14 protein-coding genes are annotated in these 16,858 nt (G+C 45.3%); 4 read left to right on the plus strand and 10 right to left on the minus strand.

The window, feature by feature from the left end; all coding sequences use genetic code 11:
• Positions 1–87: 87 nt before the first annotated feature.
• Positions 88–2,034 carry an acetate--CoA ligase gene (gene acs, locus NI466_RS04230; protein WP_004281359.1) on the minus strand — a complete coding sequence of 649 codons (1,947 nt, stop codon included), beginning with the start codon at positions 2,032–2,034 and terminating at the stop codon, positions 88–90.
• A gap of 269 nt (positions 2,035–2,303) precedes the next feature.
• Here acs and NI466_RS04235 point away from each other — a divergent pair, with 269 nt between their 5' ends.
• A complete protein-coding gene (locus NI466_RS04235; protein ID WP_148335094.1) occupies positions 2,304–2,882 on the plus strand; it encodes a DUF805 domain-containing protein in 579 nt (192 codons plus the stop codon).
• A 106-nt stretch (positions 2,883–2,988) separates the two neighbouring features.
• Positions 2,989–3,969, plus strand: a complete 981-nt coding sequence (locus NI466_RS04240; RefSeq protein WP_004729187.1) for a mechanosensitive ion channel family protein — start codon at positions 2,989–2,991, stop codon at positions 3,967–3,969.
• Here NI466_RS04240 and NI466_RS04245 read toward each other — a convergent pair.
• The 5 genes from NI466_RS04245 to prfB form a co-directional block, all read right to left on the minus strand.
• The gene (locus tag NI466_RS04245) at positions 3,943–4,656 is read right to left on the minus strand and encodes a 16S rRNA (uracil(1498)-N(3))-methyltransferase (protein WP_004729185.1); all 714 of its coding nucleotides are present in this window, start codon (positions 4,654–4,656) and stop codon (positions 3,943–3,945) included. The genes NI466_RS04240 and NI466_RS04245 overlap by 27 nt on opposite strands.
• A 401-nt stretch (positions 4,657–5,057) precedes the next feature.
• Positions 5,058–6,338: a 3-deoxy-D-manno-octulosonic acid transferase gene (locus NI466_RS04250; protein ID WP_004729182.1), complete on the minus strand. Its 1,281-nt coding sequence runs from the start codon at positions 6,336–6,338 to the stop codon at positions 5,058–5,060.
• A gap of 82 nt (positions 6,339–6,420) precedes the next feature.
• Positions 6,421–7,506, minus strand: a complete 1,086-nt coding sequence (locus tag NI466_RS04255) for an alkene reductase (RefSeq protein WP_004729181.1) — start codon at positions 7,504–7,506, stop codon at positions 6,421–6,423.
• Between the two features lie 15 nt (positions 7,507–7,521).
• Positions 7,522–7,821: an ArsR/SmtB family transcription factor gene (locus NI466_RS04260; protein ID WP_004281346.1), complete on the minus strand. Its 300-nt coding sequence runs from the start codon at positions 7,819–7,821 to the stop codon at positions 7,522–7,524.
• Between the two features lie 147 nt (positions 7,822–7,968).
• A protein-coding gene (prfB, locus tag NI466_RS04265) for a peptide chain release factor 2 (RefSeq protein ID WP_101627160.1) occupies positions 7,969–9,064 on the minus strand; the annotation gives its coding sequence in 2 pieces (ribosomal slippage) (positions 7,969–8,991 and positions 8,993–9,064; 1,095 coding nt in all).
• A 500-nt stretch (positions 9,065–9,564) separates the two neighbouring features.
• On the opposite strand from prfB, the gene NI466_RS04270 reads away from it, so the two are divergent.
• Both NI466_RS04270 and NI466_RS04275 read left to right on the plus strand, forming a co-directional pair.
• On the plus strand, positions 9,565–10,344 hold the full coding sequence (locus NI466_RS04270) for a putative porin (protein ID WP_004729179.1): 780 nt from the start codon (positions 9,565–9,567) through the stop codon (positions 10,342–10,344).
• 175 nt (positions 10,345–10,519) lie between these two features.
• Positions 10,520–11,398 (plus strand): putative porin, encoded by an 879-nt coding sequence (locus tag NI466_RS04275; protein ID WP_004729177.1) that lies wholly within the window; start codon positions 10,520–10,522, stop codon positions 11,396–11,398.
• Positions 11,399–11,451: 53 nt separating this feature from the next.
• On the opposite strand, the gene recJ is transcribed toward NI466_RS04275, so the two are convergent.
• The 4 genes from recJ to guaB form a co-directional block, all read right to left on the minus strand.
• Entirely contained in the window at positions 11,452–13,152 is a 1,701-nt protein-coding gene (gene recJ / locus NI466_RS04280; RefSeq protein WP_253172853.1) for a single-stranded-DNA-specific exonuclease RecJ, read from the minus strand.
• Positions 13,153–13,154: 2 nt separating this feature from the next.
• Positions 13,155–13,811, minus strand: coding sequence for a pyridoxamine 5'-phosphate oxidase (gene pdxH, locus NI466_RS04285; protein ID WP_253172855.1), 657 nt, complete (start codon positions 13,809–13,811; stop codon positions 13,155–13,157).
• Between the two features lie 14 nt (positions 13,812–13,825).
• Positions 13,826–15,157: a phosphoglucosamine mutase gene (gene glmM / locus NI466_RS04290; RefSeq protein WP_044111393.1), complete on the minus strand. Its 1,332-nt coding sequence runs from the start codon at positions 15,155–15,157 to the stop codon at positions 13,826–13,828.
• 123 nt (positions 15,158–15,280) lie between these two features.
• Positions 15,281–16,747: an IMP dehydrogenase gene (guaB, locus tag NI466_RS04295; RefSeq protein WP_004281332.1), complete on the minus strand. Its 1,467-nt coding sequence runs from the start codon at positions 16,745–16,747 to the stop codon at positions 15,281–15,283.
• Between the last annotated feature and the right edge of the window lie 111 nt (positions 16,748–16,858).

Genomic DNA, 16,858 nt, shown 5'->3' on the forward strand with positions numbered 1-16,858 from the left:
GCAGCCTGTCACTATATCCGAAAGCATGCAGAGCTTATTCCCGATATAAAAATACCGGCGGGATGCCGGTATTGGAAAAGCTTAAATTTAAGCGTTATTACGCTGTACCTCTGCGATCAAATGATCCACCACCTGCGGTTCAGCCAGGGTTGAAGTATCTCCGAGACTATCCAGCTCATCGGCTGCAATTTTTCGCAGGATCCGCCGCATGATTTTGCCGGAGCGGGTTTTTGGCAAGGCCGGTGCCCAGTGCAAGGCGTCTGGTGTAGCCACTGGACCAAGAATCTTGCGTACCCAGCTGACCAGTTCTCCACGTAATTGATCTGAACTGGCAACATCAGCCTGCAAAGTCACAAAGGCACAAATGCCCTGACCTTTAATGTCATGCGGCATACCCACTACAGCGGCCTCAGCCACCGATTCATGCGCCACCAGTGCACTTTCAATTTCTGCCGTACCTAGACGATGTCCGGACACATTCAGGACATCATCGACACGACCGGTAATCCAGTAATAACCATCTTTATCGCGACGCGCCCCATCTCCGGTAAAATAAGTACCGGGATAGGTAGAGAAATAAGCTTCAATAAAACGCTCCGGGTCTCCCCAAATGGTACGCATCTGACCCGGCCAGGAATCCTTAATCACCAGATTTCCCTCAGCTTCACCCTCCAGTTCCTTGCCATCGGCATCGACAATAGCCGGTTGTACCCCGAAGAAAGGCCGTGTCGCAGAACCCGGTTTTAAATCAGTCGCACCCGGCAATGGTGTAATCATGAAACCGCCTGTTTCGGTTTGCCACCAGGTATCGATGACGGGACAGCGGCTTTCACCGACCACGGTGTAGTACCAGTTCCAGGCTTCCGGATTAATTGGCTCACCGACTGAACCTAAAATTCTCAGGCTACTGCGATCACTTTCCCGCACAAAAGCATCGCCCTCACGCATCATGGCGCGGATCGCGGTCGGTGCAGTGTAGAGAATGGTGACGTTATGCTTATCGACAATATGTCCGGTACGCGCCCAGCTTGGATATTGCGGTACACCTTCAAACATCACAGTGGTGGTCCCATTCGAAAGTGGCCCATATAGCACATAGGAATGTCCAGTGATCCAGCCGACATCTGCGGTACACCAGAACACATCATCCTGCTTGATATCAAACGCTTCACGGAAGGTGCAGTTGACATAAGTCAGATAACCGCCAGTGGTATGCATCACGCCCTTGGGCTTGCCGGTGGAACCTGAGGTATACAGGATAAACAGCGGATCTTCGGCATTCATCGGTTCCGGTGGGCAGATGTCATTCACTGACATAATTTCCGTGTGATACCACAGATCACGCCCTTCCTGCATTTCAATCGGGTTACCGGTGCGGTGTACCACCATTACATTTTGAATCGAGTCTGTACCTGCCAGTTTTAGTGCCTCATCGACATTGGCTTTCAGCGGAATGGCCTTACCGCCGCGCATGCCGGAATCGGCTGTAATCACCATTTTCGCCTGACAGTCTTCAATCCGGCTGGCCAAGGAATCTGGCGAGAAACCGCCAAACACCACGCAATGTACCGCCCCGATCCGGGCACAGGCCAACATGGCAATCGCGGCTTCAGAAACCATCGGCATATACAGCATGACCCGGTCGCCTTTCTGGATGCCATTTTTCTTCAGCACATTGGCAAAACGGCAGGTTTCATCATGCAGCTCGGCAAAGGAAATAATCTTGTGCCGCGAAGGATGATCCCCTTCCCAGATGATCGCCGGTTTATAGGGATGTTCTTTCAGGTGCCGATCCAGACAGTTGGCACTGACATTGAGCTGACCATCGGCAAACCATTCGATTTTAAAATCGTCTTTATTAAAACTGGTATTTTTGACTTGGGTAAAGGGCTTGATCCAGTCCAGACGTTGCGCCTGTTCTGCCCAAAATTTATCTGGCTGTTCTATAGAATACTGATAACGTTCGAAGTACTGATCTTCAAGCGTACGTGCTGTTTTTTTAAATTCTTCGGGTACTGGATAGATCTCTTGCATAGGTCACTTCCTTGATTTTGTTCTATCTCATCACGAGAGGTTAATGCTGCGTTGTTGATTGTTTTTTATGCATAATGGCAGTATGGCCTGCTTATTTCAAATCCGGCAATCATGCTTTCGTCGTAGATTATTTATACAAATTCAATCAAAATAAACCACAACTTACAGTACAGAATCTTCTGCGCAACTGTGTATGATCTGTAGCACAGCCCTTAAAAATAAAATTGACCGCTTGTGGTTATTTCATCTGATTTAGCAGGATACGCTTTATGAAATCGCCTGAATCTCCCTACTTTAACCCGCCTGCGCTGCCTGCATCGGATCATCCCTTGTCGATGAAAGGCCGCTTCGGACGCTTGAGCTTTATTGCCTGGTCGGCATTTCTGTATTTCATCTTTTTATTTGGCAGTATCGCACTGGGTCTCAGCATTGATATTGTGAATATTTCTACCCACTCCATGGATCCCAACTGGCTGATTTCACTGCAAGGCTTGGCCAGCATCGGTGTGCTGGTCATGGTTCTGGTGTATGTGTATTTCGCTTTAGTGGTGACTGTTCGCCGTTTGCATGATATGAACCGCAGTGGCTGGTGGGCGCTATTATTTTTAGTGCCGCTAGTAAACATTTTTGTATGGCTTTATATCGTTTTTGGTTCGGGCGATCGAGGCAGTAATCAGTATGGTCCGGCACGGATGACTTTGCTCTGGGAAAAAATTCTGGCCTGGCTGATGATTATCCTGACCCTGCTTAGCCTGTTGGGATCTATCGCTTTATTCAGTTATATGAGCGGTGAAGAACAGTCACCTACCCCCACGGAAATGATGCAAAAAACCACCAAATACTTTTAACAACAGTGCCGTTATTTTTAAAATTATCCACTGGTGACTTCGAGCCCTTATTAATTTTTTGCTGAACATCAGGCAAAATAGGCAAAATTTGAATTGTGGAATTTTTGTGGCAGAGCAAAACAATACCTTAAGCCAGGTAACTGAGGGCACCACGGAGTTGTTACATCAGGCAACTGAAAAAACGACCAAGACCGTGATTGAACATACCGCCAAGTATAATGATGCCTACAGCACCATTGACAAAATCATGGAGGGCTTCTGGGAGCGTGTGCCTTATTTCTGTATCGCACTGATCGTGATTACGATTTTCTGGTTACTCTCCAAAGTCTTCAAGTTTTTCGTACGTAAAACTTTGGAAAACCGTTCTTATACCCGTCAGAATCTGGTGTTGGTACTCAACCGTGTCGGCAGTACCTTTATTATTTTCTTTGGTATTCTGATTGGACTGGTGATTGCTGTTCCTGGCTTTACCCCAGGTCAGCTGATGAGTGCCCTCGGGATTGGTTCGGTCGCGATCGGTTTTGCCTTCAAGGATATTTTCCAGAACCTGCTTTCTGGCGTGTTAATTCTGCTCAGTGAACCGTTCAAGATTGGCGACGATATTATCGTGAATGGCATGGAAGGGACGGTTGAAGATATCCAAATTCGTGCGACCTTTTTACGCTCACCGGATGGCCGTCGTATCGTCATTCCGAATGCAACGGTCTACACCAGTGCGGTCACGGTGAATACTGCCTATACCCGTCGCCGCTGCGAATTCGTGGTTGGTATCGGCTATGAAGATGACATCCAGAAAGCCAAGGACCTAATCACCGCTATTTTAGATAAAGATCCAACCATCCTGAGCCAGCCTGGCTTTAGTGTCAACGTCACGGCGCTGGCTGACTTTTCTATTACCCTAAAAGCCTTCTGGTGGGTCGATACCACTGAAACCGGCACCGGAACTTCAATCAGTGCGGTGCAGGAACGGGTGATTCAGGCTTTTGCCGAGCATAATATTTCGATTCCGTATCCGGTACAGGAAGTCAAAGTCTACCGCGGCGAAGGCAATGATGATGCCTCAGCCCGCGCTAAACAGACGACCTAAAACATAGGGAATCACAGTTTCTGTACGAATAATACGGTTGCCCAGACTCACAGCCTGACAGCCGTTTTTTATGAGTAAATCGACTTCATATGGAATAAATCCGCCTTCCGGACCAATAACAATCGTACAGGGATGCTCAATCGCAAATGGCATCGCCTGCTCTGCATAAGGATGTGCCACATAAGCCGGGCAATCTGTACTAATCAAACCCGGCAAGATATCTTCAACAAAGGGTTTAAAACGTTTATACAGCTCGATTTTTGGAGCAACCGTATCCCCTGCCTGTTCTAGCCCCAATTCGATATAATGATTTAACTGCTGTAAAAATGGAGTTTGCCAATAACTTTTATCGACGCGGTAGCTATGCAGTAAAATGATTTTTTCAACACCCAAGGTGACACTGTCCATGATCAGACGGCGCAGCACTTTCGGACGTGGCAAAGCAACAATTAAAGTCACTGGCAATTTTTCTGGAACAGCTTCTTCTTGTAGTGGTTTTAGCCACACAGCTTTTTCAGAGATTTCAATAATTTCAGTTAGGTAGCGCTGACTTTCTCGAATTCCGACTTTTAAAGTATCTCCCACTTGAATCTGCACATGCTGCTGTAAATGTTCCAGTTGCCGAGTTGAGGTAATGGACCAAAGTTCAGTTTCGGTTTGGCGTGGATCAAGCAGGATGATGTTCATAAAAAAGAAGACCAAAAAAATATGATATATCCCTCTATTGGCTAGAGGGTGGCGACAGGGATGTCGCCAATTTCACTGTGCTGCAGGGATGCAGCATCAGTGAAATAAAGGGCTTTTGTCTTGCAGGGTATGCCCTTCATGGCCCGACAAAAGTAAGGTAATCACTTTGAAAAAGAAATACAAAGAAATACTAAGCCAAATCGAAACTCGGTTATTGTAGGACAAGCCTTAAATAAAGCTCTATAGTGACTTATCATCGTGTAGGCTTCTCCCTACTTTTTACAGCGTAAAAGTAGGCAAAACGCTTTTGTTAGGTTGATGATACTTCCCTGTATCATCAGCCTAACGACGGCATCCCTGCCGTCTTGGTAAATCCAATATCTGTTACTTATCAAGGTAAATTAAAGATACTGATCAATCACCTGAATATGCTTGGCAAGCGATCCTGTATTTAACTGCATAATTTGCTGCGCTGCCGCATTCAAGTTTTCCGCCTTAACCTGATCTTGCAAAAGTTCCAGTAATACTTCTGCAGCCTGCTGGGCATTATGTACTACTGCGACTGCATCCGATTGAACAAACTCATCCACGATGGTCTGAAAATTAAAATAGTTTTTGCCTAAAACAGTCGGCACATTCAGCGCAATCGGCTCCAGAATATTATGTCCTCCACCTGGCTCATTTAAAGAACCACCGACATAACAGGCCTGGCTCAAAGCATACCAGAGCCACATTTCACCCATCGAATCGGCCAAATAAACCTGGGTATCTGCTTCGATACGTTGCCCTAAACTACGACGCTGAGTTTTTAATCCCAAAGACTGTGCAGCCTGGAACACCTCATCAAAACGTTCCGGATGGCGCGGTACCACAATACAGACCAAATATGGATCAGCTTCTAAAGCAGCTTTTAAAGCACTCAGAATTTCTTTTTCTTCAGGAGCATGAGTACTAGCTAACGTGACGATCTTTCGCCCCCCTAACTGCCACTCCTGTGTCAATTGATCTGCCTGCTGGATAAAGCGCTCGGGCGCAGTAATATCAAATTTGATATTGCCCAAAACCTGGGTTTTTTCGGCTGCTATTCCTAACTGGATATAACGTTGCTGGGTGGCAATATCCTGTGCCAAAAGCTGGGTTAACTGCTGTAGCATGCCGCGAGTCAGACCTTTGACCTTGGTATAACCTTTGGCAGATTTTTCAGACAGACGCGCATTCAACAATACAGTTGGCACATTAAACTGGGGTGCCTGATCCAGCAGATTAGGCCAAAGCTCAGTTTCCATCAGCAATAAAAGTTTCGGCTGATACTTTTGATAAAATTCACGAATTAAAGTTTTCTGGTCAGCAGGCAAATACACGGCTTGAAACAAATCGAGATAAGGCGCTTTTAAAAAAAGTGATTTAGCGCGTGCCTGACCGGTTTTGGTGGTATTGGTGACCAACACCGGATGGCCAAGTTTTAAATAATGTTCAATTAACGGTTGAGCCGCATTGGTTTCACCCACCGACACCACATGAAACCAGATGGCATGCAGGTTTTTGGGTGGCTGAAACGGGCCGAAACGTTCTGTCAGTTCTTGTTGTAATTGTTCAGGATCGGTCGCACGTTTACGGATACGCGATTGATATAAGGGTTTAACCAGCGCCAAGGCTGCGTTATACCAAAATGGAGTGGCCACATTGCGCCCCTGTCCAAAGATTCAATGGGCAGAATATAGCAGAGCCACATCAACATGTTAATCAATGTGGCTCATTTTTAGATTATTCTACTGTAGTTAAAGCTTCTGCTTCAGCCAATGTCGGATAATCAATATAGCCTTCCGCGACATTGGTTCCGATCATATTTTCCAGCTTCAGTTCATTCAGCGGCGCATCTTCGAGCAGACGTTCGTATAGATCCGGATTGGCAATATACGCCTTACCAAAAGCCACCGCATCAGCCTTGCCTGAAGCCAGTAATTCAATGGCATCTTCACGACTTAGTTGCATATTGGCAATATAAGGCACTCCATTTGAGCGCTGTTTCATATATTCAGAAATACTGTCTTCTGCCAGATATTCACGGGTAAAGAAGAAGGCAATCTTGCGCTTACCCAGCTGCTCCATGGCATAGCCAAATGTTTCACGTGGATCATTGTCGCCCATGTCATGATCATCACAACGCGGCGCAAAATGCACCCCTACACGATCTGCGCCCCATACTTCAATCAGTGCATCAGTTGCTTCTAGCAGGAAACGTGTACGATTTTCCACTGAACCGCCGTATTCATCTTCACGCTGATTGGTTTTGCTTTGCAAGAACTGGTCAATCAGATAACCATTGGCAGCATGTAATTCAACACCATCAAAACCGGCTTCTTTAGCACGAATCGCGGCTTGCTTATATTGCTCGGTAATGGCATGAATTTCCGAAATTTCCAGCGGACGCGGCAACACATAAGGACGTTTTGGACGTAACAAGCTGACATGACCCGCCTGTTGTACTGCACTTGCAGAGACTGGTGTTTCACCATTTAACAGATCCGGATGCGATACACGACCAACATGCCAAAGCTGGGCAACAATCAGACCGCCCTTCTCATGAACCGCTTGAGTAACCTTTTTCCAGCCTTCGACCTGAGCATCGGTAAACAATCCTGGAGTATTTAAATAGCCATTGGCTTCTTCAGAAATCACTGTGGCTTCAGAAATAATCAGGCCAGCACTTGCACGTTGCGCATAGTACTCAACCATCATTGGGGTTGGAACGCGATCAGCAGTTGCGCGGTTACGGGTCAGCGGCGCCATGATGACACGGTTTTTAAGCTCTAACGCACCGAGCGTTAAAGGAGAATTTAATTCAGCCATCGTTACTCCCACCTGTTAAAGGTGTTGTTGTAGGTGTTCGATAAATTGTTGAATCAAAGTTTCATTGCGGGAGAAATATGACCACTGTCCATGCTTGGTCGCAGTGATCAGGCCAGTCTGCTGTAACACCGACAGGTGATTGGACATGGTGGACTGGGAAACCTGGCCCAAACGTTCAATTTGACCTGCACAGACCCCACGTTGAAAGCCACCACACTCTTCCGCAGACAGATATTGCTCCGGAGATTTTAACCACTCCAGAATTTGTCGACGGGTCGGATTGGCTAAGGCTTTAAAAATTAGATCAAGGTCCATAGGCACATCACAATCAGTGGCGCAACGAAACTTTATTCAGCATCTGCGACCATTATATCGTATTTTTACGATTTATATATCGAATAATTTAGATATAAGAGTCACAATCTGTACAAGCTTGGTTACGCCAGCTATTTAAACAACTTCTTACAAGCCCTGTTTCAGGCTTGCTTCGATAAATTTGTCCAGATCACCGTCCAGAACTGCGCCAGTATTGGAATTTTCCACACCTGTACGCAAATCCTTAATACGTGAATCATCCAGGACATAAGAACGGATCTGACTACCCCACCCAATGTCAGACTTGGAATCTTCCAGTGCTTGTGCCGCTTCGTTACGTTTGCTCATCTCGAGCTCATAAAGTTTGGCACGTAACTGCTTCCAGGCGTGGTCACGGTTGGCATGTTGTGAACGCTGGTTCTGACAGGCCACCACAATTCCGGTCGGTGCATGGGTTAAACGCACGGCAGAATCTGTTTTGTTAATATGCTGACCACCCGCCCCTGATGCACGGTAAGTATCGGTACGAACATCGGACGGATTGATTTCAATTTCGATATTGTCATCTACTTCAGGTGAGACAAACACGGCAGAAAATGAGGTATGACGACGGTTGCCCGAGTCAAATGGTGATTTACGCACTAAACGGTGTACACCAGATTCGGTACGTAACCAGCCATAGGCGTACTCACCTTCCACACGAATCGTCGCAGATTTAATCCCGGCAACATCGCCATCAGATTCTTCCATCACTTCTGCTTTAAAGCCATGACGTTCAATCCAGCGTAGATACATACGTAGCAACATAGACGCCCAGTCCTGTGCTTCTGTACCGCCTGAACCAGCTTGAATTTCAAGATAGCAAGGGTTTGGATCCATCGGATTATTGAACATACGGCGAAATTCAAGCTTGGCCAGTTCTTCTTCAGCCGTGCTCAGTTCAGCCTGTACGTCTTCTAGCAAGCTTTCATCATCCGCTTCAACCGCCAGATCAAGCAAAGCCTGTGCATCTTCAAGCTGGGTACTTAAGCGATCCAGCACATTTAATACATTTTCAAGCTCGCCTTTTTCTTTGGCCATTGCTTGAGCACGACTCTGATCATTCCAGATCGTTGGATCTTCTAATTCACGCAGGACTTCTTCTAAACGCTCTTTTTTCAGATCGTAGTCAAAGATACCCCCGTAGTGTTTGACCACGTTCGTTTAAGTCTTTTAATTGGTTTAGATACGGATTAATTTCCACGTGAATTACTCTCAATCAAAATTAGGCACAAAATTCTTAGCCCGATATTATAGCACAGTCTATTTCCGCTATTTTAACGATCCATTCAGTCTAAAGCTCGAATATCTTGAGCATTTAGACCTGTATTTCCCTCACCCAATTTTCAACATCTCATAGACTCTTTTGCGTCTTTTTATCGGAAATTTTTATCGGCTTTTTAGCCCCGTTTTATGACCGAAATATAATTTTGTAATTGATTTTATAATTTAGGATTTCTTATTGTTCTGTATAAAAAATCAGCGAATTCAATAGATTCCACAATATCTACACACTTTTAATAAAACACTACATTATAAATTTAATTTTATTATTCAGTCACTTGTTCAGCAAAAATTACACAAGATTACGCTATTCACATTACTGTAACTTTCCTTTGATTGACGATCTTTGGAATTGCTCTAGACTGAAAGTTGTAACAAAAAGTGTAATGTTTTTAACTCACGATTTGAGGGGTAGTAACCATGAAAAAATTAGCGATTGCTTCGGCACTACTTTCAGCAATAGCAATGACTGGTACAGCAGCACATGCTTACCAAGCAGAAATTGGTGCATCAGCAGGAGTGTTTGATCCTGACAACGGTGGAACTAGCGGTTCTTTCGGCGTTGATGGTACATATTACTTCAATCCAGTTCAAACACGTAATGCACCATTAGCAGAAGCAGCATTCCTTGATCGTGCTAGCAACGTGAGTGCGCAATATCAATATAATGAAATTGGTGATTCTGAAGCGCATCGTTATGGCGTAGGTGCAGAGTACTTCGTACCGAATTCTGACTTCTACTTAAGCGGTAACGTCAATGGCCATGATCTGCAAGACAATGATGATGTAGAAAATGATTTAACCACCTATGCAGCTGAAGTCGGTTATCTGCCAGCGCCAGGTCTATTGATTGCGGCGGGTGTAAAAGGTTGGGATAACGACAATGATGATGGCGTAGATCCAACATTGCGTGCTAAATATGTCACTACACTTAGCAACGGTAAAGACATCAACCTGGAAGCAGGTGCAGCGTTTGGTGATTTAGATGAATACAATCTGGCAGCAGATTATTTCATCGACAAAACCTTGAGTGTCGGTGCTGATTATCACAACAATGATATTACCGACAAGAGCGAATTTGGTATCAATGCACGTAAGTTCATTAACCAGCAAGTGAGCTTAGAAGGCCGTGTCGGCTTTGGTGAACAGTTTAACAATGACTACAATACCTTTGGTGTAGCAGCGAAGTACCGCTTCTAATCTAAAACCAAAAATTAGTCATTCATAGAAAACCCATCCTCGGATGGGTTTTTTTATTGCACTCTTAACAAGCATTTAGGTATTTTTGCACATTGACGGGGCGAATATAAACTGTACAATTTGTTACAACTGTTCATCAAACAGTCATATTTTTATAACAAAGAGAGAAATCTAAATGCTTAAGAAACTTGCTCTTGCTACAGCGCTTCTTGCTGGCCTGGGAACTGCACATGCTTACCAAACTGAACTTAATGTTGGGTATGAAAACACTGACTTTGAAAATAATCTAGGTGGATTTGAACTTGACTCTGATGGGGATTTATTTTTTGTTAACGGTAAATACTACTTAAATACCGTAAATACTAAAAATGCTCCTCTAGCTGAAGCTGCCTTTTTAAATAAAGCTAGTAATATTGGTTTAGGATACGTTAATGCTCAAAATGAATTGAGCGAAGCTGGTATTAATGCAGAAGAAGAGTTTGAGATTATTGGTATTAATGGTGAATTCTTTATTCCTAATTCTCAATTTTATATCGCTGGTAGTTTAAACCAAGTAGATTATACAGCTAGCGTACGTGCTCCTGGATTAACTTCTGAAGAATCTGATGACACTACTGGCTATTCTTTAGAAGCGGGTTACCTACCAGTTAATGGATTATTATTGGCTCTAGGAGTTGCTAAAGAAAGTGTAGATCCTATGCTTGCTTCTAAAATTGGATTTGCTAGCACCCTTGGTTACGGTGTAGCTGTAGGTGAAGACACCGCTGTTTCTTTGCGAGCTAAATATGTGACTCAAATTGGTAATCATTTTACTAATTTCGAGGGAGTAACATATTTCGGTGATGAAACTGCTTATCGCTTAGCTGCTGATCTTTATATTGATCCTACACTTAGCGTTGGTGTTTCTTTTGCTGACTCTACTGCTGATGAATCAGATACTATTTTTAGTGTTCGTGCACAAAAATTCTTTACACCTGTTATTGCGGCTGGTGTGAACTACACAACCACTGACAGTGCTGACTCTTTCGGTATTAACGGTACTTTCCGCTTCTAATCTCTCCAATTAAAAGCAAAAAAACCGCTCACTCGAGCGGTTTTTTTTATGGCCTATTGTTCTAAATGGATAATCCGCATTTGCAGACTGACATTGCCATTAAAGACATTTTTATCCAGCTCGTAGACCAAGCGTGTATCTTTCATCGGATCGAAGTCATATTTATCGGCTGCATTGAAGGCGATGGCATCAATGATCTGACCATTTTGCAAAGCCACACGTAATTTAAGATGCACATCTTTGAGCCAGCGATAGTCCATGATTTTAAATATACCGTCAAAAATCGGTTGGGGAAATTTTTGCCCCCATGGGCTTAAATTCTGCAATAAATCGACTGTTTCGATCTGAAAAGCAGAAGCTGGCAATTCTCCATCCGTCCATAAAGTCGCAGTAAATAAATCCTTGTCCATCGCAGCAATCAGTGCTTCAAAGATCTGCTTAAATTCAGCGAAATTTTCTTTTTTCAAGGTTAAACCCGCTGCTGCCGCATGTCCGCCAAAATGACTAACTAAATGTGGATATTGCTCGGCCACCTGTTCAATCGCATCCCGGATATGAATCCCTTCAATCGAACGTGCAGAACCCTTGATATGGATCCCGTCTTCATCGGCAGCAAAAACAATACTGGGGCGATGAAACTGTTCTTTCAAACGGCCTGCCACAATCCCAATCACACCCTGATGCCAATGCGGTTCGAACATGATCAGCGCAGCAGGTAATGCCGTCGCATCTAACTGGATTTTCTCAAGTTCGTTTAAAGCGTCCTGCTTGATTTTGCCTTCCACCTGACGGCGCTCGACATTAAGCTGATTCAGCTGTTCAGCCAGTGGATAGGCCATTGCTAGATCAGGAGCCAGCAGACATTCGATGCCGATGTCCATGGTTTCCATCCGTCCAGCCGCATTAATTCGCGGGCCCAGAACAAAACCGAGATCTTGGGCTTTTAGACCAGCAGGGTCACGTTTGGCAATATCCAGCAGTGCACTGATTCCTGCACGGCACTGCCCTTGCTGAATGCGTTTCAGACCTGCATCAACCAGAATCCGGTTGTTATAGTCCAGACTGGCGACATCGGCATAGGTACCGAGCGCTACCAGATCAAGATAATTGGTAATTACCGTACAGGATTTCCCCAGTTTCTTGCGATGGGTCGACAGATTGGCCAGCACATAAAACGCCACGCCCACCCCGGCCAAGGCCTTGCTCGGGAAATCGCAACCGAGTTGATTCGGATTAACCACCGCTTCGGCTTTTGGTGTCGGCTTGGTCGTTAGATGATGATCGGTAATGATCACCTGCATGCCATGATCTTGTGACTGTTTGACTCCGTCATGGCTGGAAATGCCATTGTCCACGGTAAGCAGTAAATCAGGTGTGAAACTGACAAAGGCCAGATCTGCAATTGCGGGCGTCAATCCATAACCATATTTAAAACGGTCTGGTACCAGATAATCGACCTTTGCACCCATATCACGCAAAGCCAGAACCATGAGTGCAGTACTGGTCGCACCATCGGCATCATAATCACCGACGATCACGATTTTCTGGCCACGATCAATCGCCTGATCGATCAGTTGAATCGCTTCAGGCAACCCCTTCATGGTCGGTGCCAGCAGATGCTTCAGCTTAAGCTCAAGTTCCTGCTCGGACTCTACCCCACGCCGGGCCAGAATTTCAGCCACAAATGCCGGCACACCCTGAAAATTTTCAGGACGGGTTAGCAAGGGTCGTTGTTTGATTTCCAGTTTTTGCATGGTTATGGCATTAAGCGCTCTAAAGTCCAGCCATCATCGCTTTTGCGATAACTTAAACGATCATGCAGACGATTCGGACGGCCCTGCCAGAATTCATAATAATCGGGTTCAAGACGATAACCGCCCCAAAATACCGGTTTATCCAACTGTTGCTGATTGGCAACCTGGGTATGCAAATCCCAAAAACGTTGCTGCAATTCCTCACGACTAGCCACGATGCCACTTTGCGGGGTACTGATATGCGCGGCAATCTGGCTTTCGCGTGGACGTTTATGATAATAGTCGGTCGATTCTTCTTCCGATATTTTCTTTACACGACCCGAAATACGAATCTGACGTTCCTGATCCTGCCAGTAGAACAACAGTTCGGCATAAGGATTTTTAGCCAGATCTAAACCTTTTTGACTATCATAGTTGGTATAAAAATCATACCCTGCGTCAGTCGCTCCACGCAGCAATACCGTACGCACATGCGGACGGCCTTGTGCATTGGCTGTTGCCAACGACATGGCATAGGGCTCGTGCAATTTTGCTTCCAGTGCATGGTTAAACCATTGCAAGAACTGCATATGCGGATTCGGATTGACTTGCTGTTCCTGTAACTCGCCTTTTTCATAATTCAGGCGTAGTTCACTTAGATCCTTGATCAGATCACTCATTATCTATGTTCCCGTTAAGCTGCATTGGCACGCACAGCATCTGCCAGGCTGTTTGCAAGTGTGGTGACTTCAGCCAGATCATCGCCTTCGACCATCACACGAATGACAGGTTCTGTGCCGGATTTACGAATCAATAAACGGCCACGGCCTTTAAGCTGCTGTTCGGCTTTTTCAAATTCAGCTGCCAGTGCAGGCACTGAATAAGGATCAAACATGGCATTTAAACGTACATTGACCAGGACATTTGGCAACAGTTTAAAGTCAGCCACAAGTTCATGCAGGGCTTTTTTCTGTTCAACCATCACCGTTAATACCTGCAAGGCGGCAATAATCGCATCGCCTGTGGTGCTCTTGTCCAAAGTCAGAATATGACCTGAAGGCTCACCACCAATGGTCCAACCATTTTCTTCCAGGCCCTGCAATACATAACGGTCGCCGACTTTGGCACGTAATAACGGCACTTGTGCTTTTTCCAGCGCCAGTTCCAATGCCATATTGCTCATTAAGGTACCCACAATACCTGAAGGTTTTTTCGAGCTTTGAGTCGCAAGAATATAAAGAATATGGTCGCCATCAATCAGATTACCGGCTTTATCTACGAGAACCACACGGTCGGCATCTCCATCAAAGGCAATACCCAAATCCGCTTGATGTTGAACCACAGCTTGTTGCAAGCTTTCCGGATGGGTTGAACCACAGCCCTCATTAATATTTAAACCGCTCGGCTCATTGTGAATCGCAATCACACGTGCACCCAGTTCACGGAACACTGCAGGCCCCACGTTATAGGCTGCGCCATTGGCACAATCCACCACAATGGTGAGTTCATTCAGATCCAGATGATACGGGAAAGTCGATTTACAGAATTCAATATAGCGACCGTTGGCATCTTTAACCCGAATACTTTTACCCAGATTCGCCGTATCTTCAATCACAAAATCTTTTTCAAGTTCCTGATTAATTTCGTCTTGTAAAGCATCTGGTAGTTTTTTACCTTCCGCAGAGAAGAATTTAATGCCGTTATCAAAATACGGGTTATGCGAAGCGGAAATGACAATACCCAAGCTGGCATGTAAGGCACGGGTCAAGTGAGCAATCGCCGGTGTCGGTAGTGGACCTAAAAGATGAACATAAACGCCAGCGGCATTTAAACCTGCCTGCAAGGCTGCTTCCAAGATATAGCCAGACAAACGGGTATCTTTACCCAGAACCACCAATGGTTTGGATTTTTTACTATGACGTTTTAAAACTTTACCAGCCGCAAATCCTAGTTTCAGGGCAAACTCAGGGGTAATCGGCAATTCGCCAAACTTTCCACGAATACCATCCGTACCAAAATAACTCATCTTTATCTCACTTCTTAGCGGATGATTGATATCACCCATTTTTTTCCTTGAGTCACACTTTACACCAAAATAAAAAAGCCGTCATTTGCATGACGGCTTTTTAAAATTTTAAATCACGAGAGATTAACCCACGCGATAGTTTGGTGCTTCTTTGGTAATGGTCACATCATGTACATGCGACTCAGACATACCGGCAGAAGTGATTTTCACAAACTTGGCATTCTGACGCAGATCTTCAATCGTCGCAGAACCGGTATAACCCATCGAAGAACGTAGGCCGCCCATCATCTGATGTACGATATTACCCATTGGGCCTTTGTACGGTACACGACCTTCAATACCTTCAGGAACCAGCTTCTCGGCACCGGCCTTGGAGTCCTGGAAGTAACGGTCAGCAGAACCTGTCGCACCCGCCATCGCGCCCAATGAACCCATACCGCGATAAGCCTTGTAGTAACGGCCCTGGAAGAATTCAACTTCGCCTGGTGCTTCTTCAGTACCGGCCATCAATGAACCAACCATAATCGTGCTTGCGCCCGCACCAATCGCTTTGGCCATATCGCCAGAGAAACGAATACCGCCATCTGCGATCAAAGGAATCTGATCTTTCAGCGCATTGGCAACAGAATCAATCGCAGAGATCTGTGGCATACCAATACCCGCCACAATACGCGTGGTACAGATTGAACCAGGACCAATACCAACTTTAACGGCATCCGCACCTGCATCAAGTAACGCCAGCGCAGCATCACCTGTCGCGATGTTACCGCCAATCACCTGAACTTGTGGATAATTGGCCTTAACCCAACGTACACGCTCGATCACACCTGCAGAATGGCCATGTGCAGTATCAACTACAATCACGTCCACACCTGCATCAACCAAGGCTTCTACGCGGCTTGGCGTTTCTGCACCAGTACCAACCGCAGCACCAACACGCAGACGACCTAGATCATCTTTACAGCTGTTTGGATACAATTCAGCTTTACGGAAATCGGTTACCGTAATTAAGCCTTTCAGCTCTTGCTGATCGTTGACCACCAATACTTTTTCAATACGGTGCTGTTGCAATAAAGCTTGGATATTTTCTTTCGATTCGCCTTCACGAACTGTCACCAGACGATCCTGACCAGTCATGATATTGCTGACTGGCTGCTCAAGATTGGTTTCAAAGCGTGTATCACGACCTGTCACGATACCCACCACTTTGCCGTCTTTCACAACAGGCACACCACTGATATTATTGGCTTGAGTCAGCGCAATCAATTCACGTACTGTGGTCTCAGGAGTCACTGTAATCGGGTCTTTAACCATACCCGCTTCGAATTTTTTCACACGGCGCACTTCTGCAGCCTGAACAGCGATATCCATGTTCTTGTGCAAAATACCGATACCACCATTTTGCGCCATTGCAATTGCCATACGGGACTCAGTCACCGTATCCATTGCTGCGGATACAAGAGGAATATTCAGGTTAATGCCACGAGTTAAACGTGTCTTTAGGGAGACATCTTTTGGAAGAACAGTAGAATAGGCAGGGAGTAATAGGACATCATCGAAGGTTAACGCGTCTTGAACGATGGTCAACATAACAGTCTCACTGGTAATTTCCGTGCACTATTATAAACAAATATCGGCTTAAATTTCATTGCAATTGCAAAATTATTTTTTTATTCAAGCTTTGTACACGCAGATCTATGT

The organism is Acinetobacter lwoffii (assembly GCF_024129595.1).
In the GTDB taxonomy this organism is placed as follows: Bacteria; Pseudomonadota; Gammaproteobacteria; order Pseudomonadales; family Moraxellaceae; genus Acinetobacter; species Acinetobacter lwoffii_O.

Coding starts and splice junctions, on each gene's coding strand:
- acs (WP_004281359.1), bottom strand. CDS start 2,034: ATGCAAGAGATCTATCCAGTACCCGAAGAATTTAAAAAAACAGCACGT.
- NI466_RS04235 (WP_148335094.1), top strand. CDS start 2,304: ATGAAATCGCCTGAATCTCCCTACTTTAACCCGCCTGCGCTGCCTGCA.
- NI466_RS04245 (WP_004729185.1), bottom strand. CDS start 4,656: ATGAACATCATCCTGCTTGATCCACGCCAAACCGAAACTGAACTTTGG.
- NI466_RS04255 (WP_004729181.1), bottom strand. CDS start 7,506: ATGGCTGAATTAAATTCTCCTTTAACGCTCGGTGCGTTAGAGCTTAAA.
- NI466_RS04260 (WP_004281346.1), bottom strand. CDS start 7,821: ATGGACCTTGATCTAATTTTTAAAGCCTTAGCCAATCCGACCCGTCGA.
- NI466_RS04270 (WP_004729179.1), top strand. CDS start 9,565: ATGAAAAAATTAGCGATTGCTTCGGCACTACTTTCAGCAATAGCAATG.
- NI466_RS04275 (WP_004729177.1), top strand. CDS start 10,520: ATGCTTAAGAAACTTGCTCTTGCTACAGCGCTTCTTGCTGGCCTGGGA.
- recJ (WP_253172853.1), bottom strand. CDS start 13,152: ATGCAAAAACTGGAAATCAAACAACGACCCTTGCTAACCCGTCCTGAA.
- pdxH (WP_253172855.1), bottom strand. CDS start 13,811: ATGAGTGATCTGATCAAGGATCTAAGTGAACTACGCCTGAATTATGAA.
- glmM (WP_044111393.1), bottom strand. CDS start 15,157: ATGAGTTATTTTGGTACGGATGGTATTCGTGGAAAGTTTGGCGAATTG.
- guaB (WP_004281332.1), bottom strand. CDS start 16,747: ATGTTGACCATCGTTCAAGACGCGTTAACCTTCGATGATGTCCTATTA.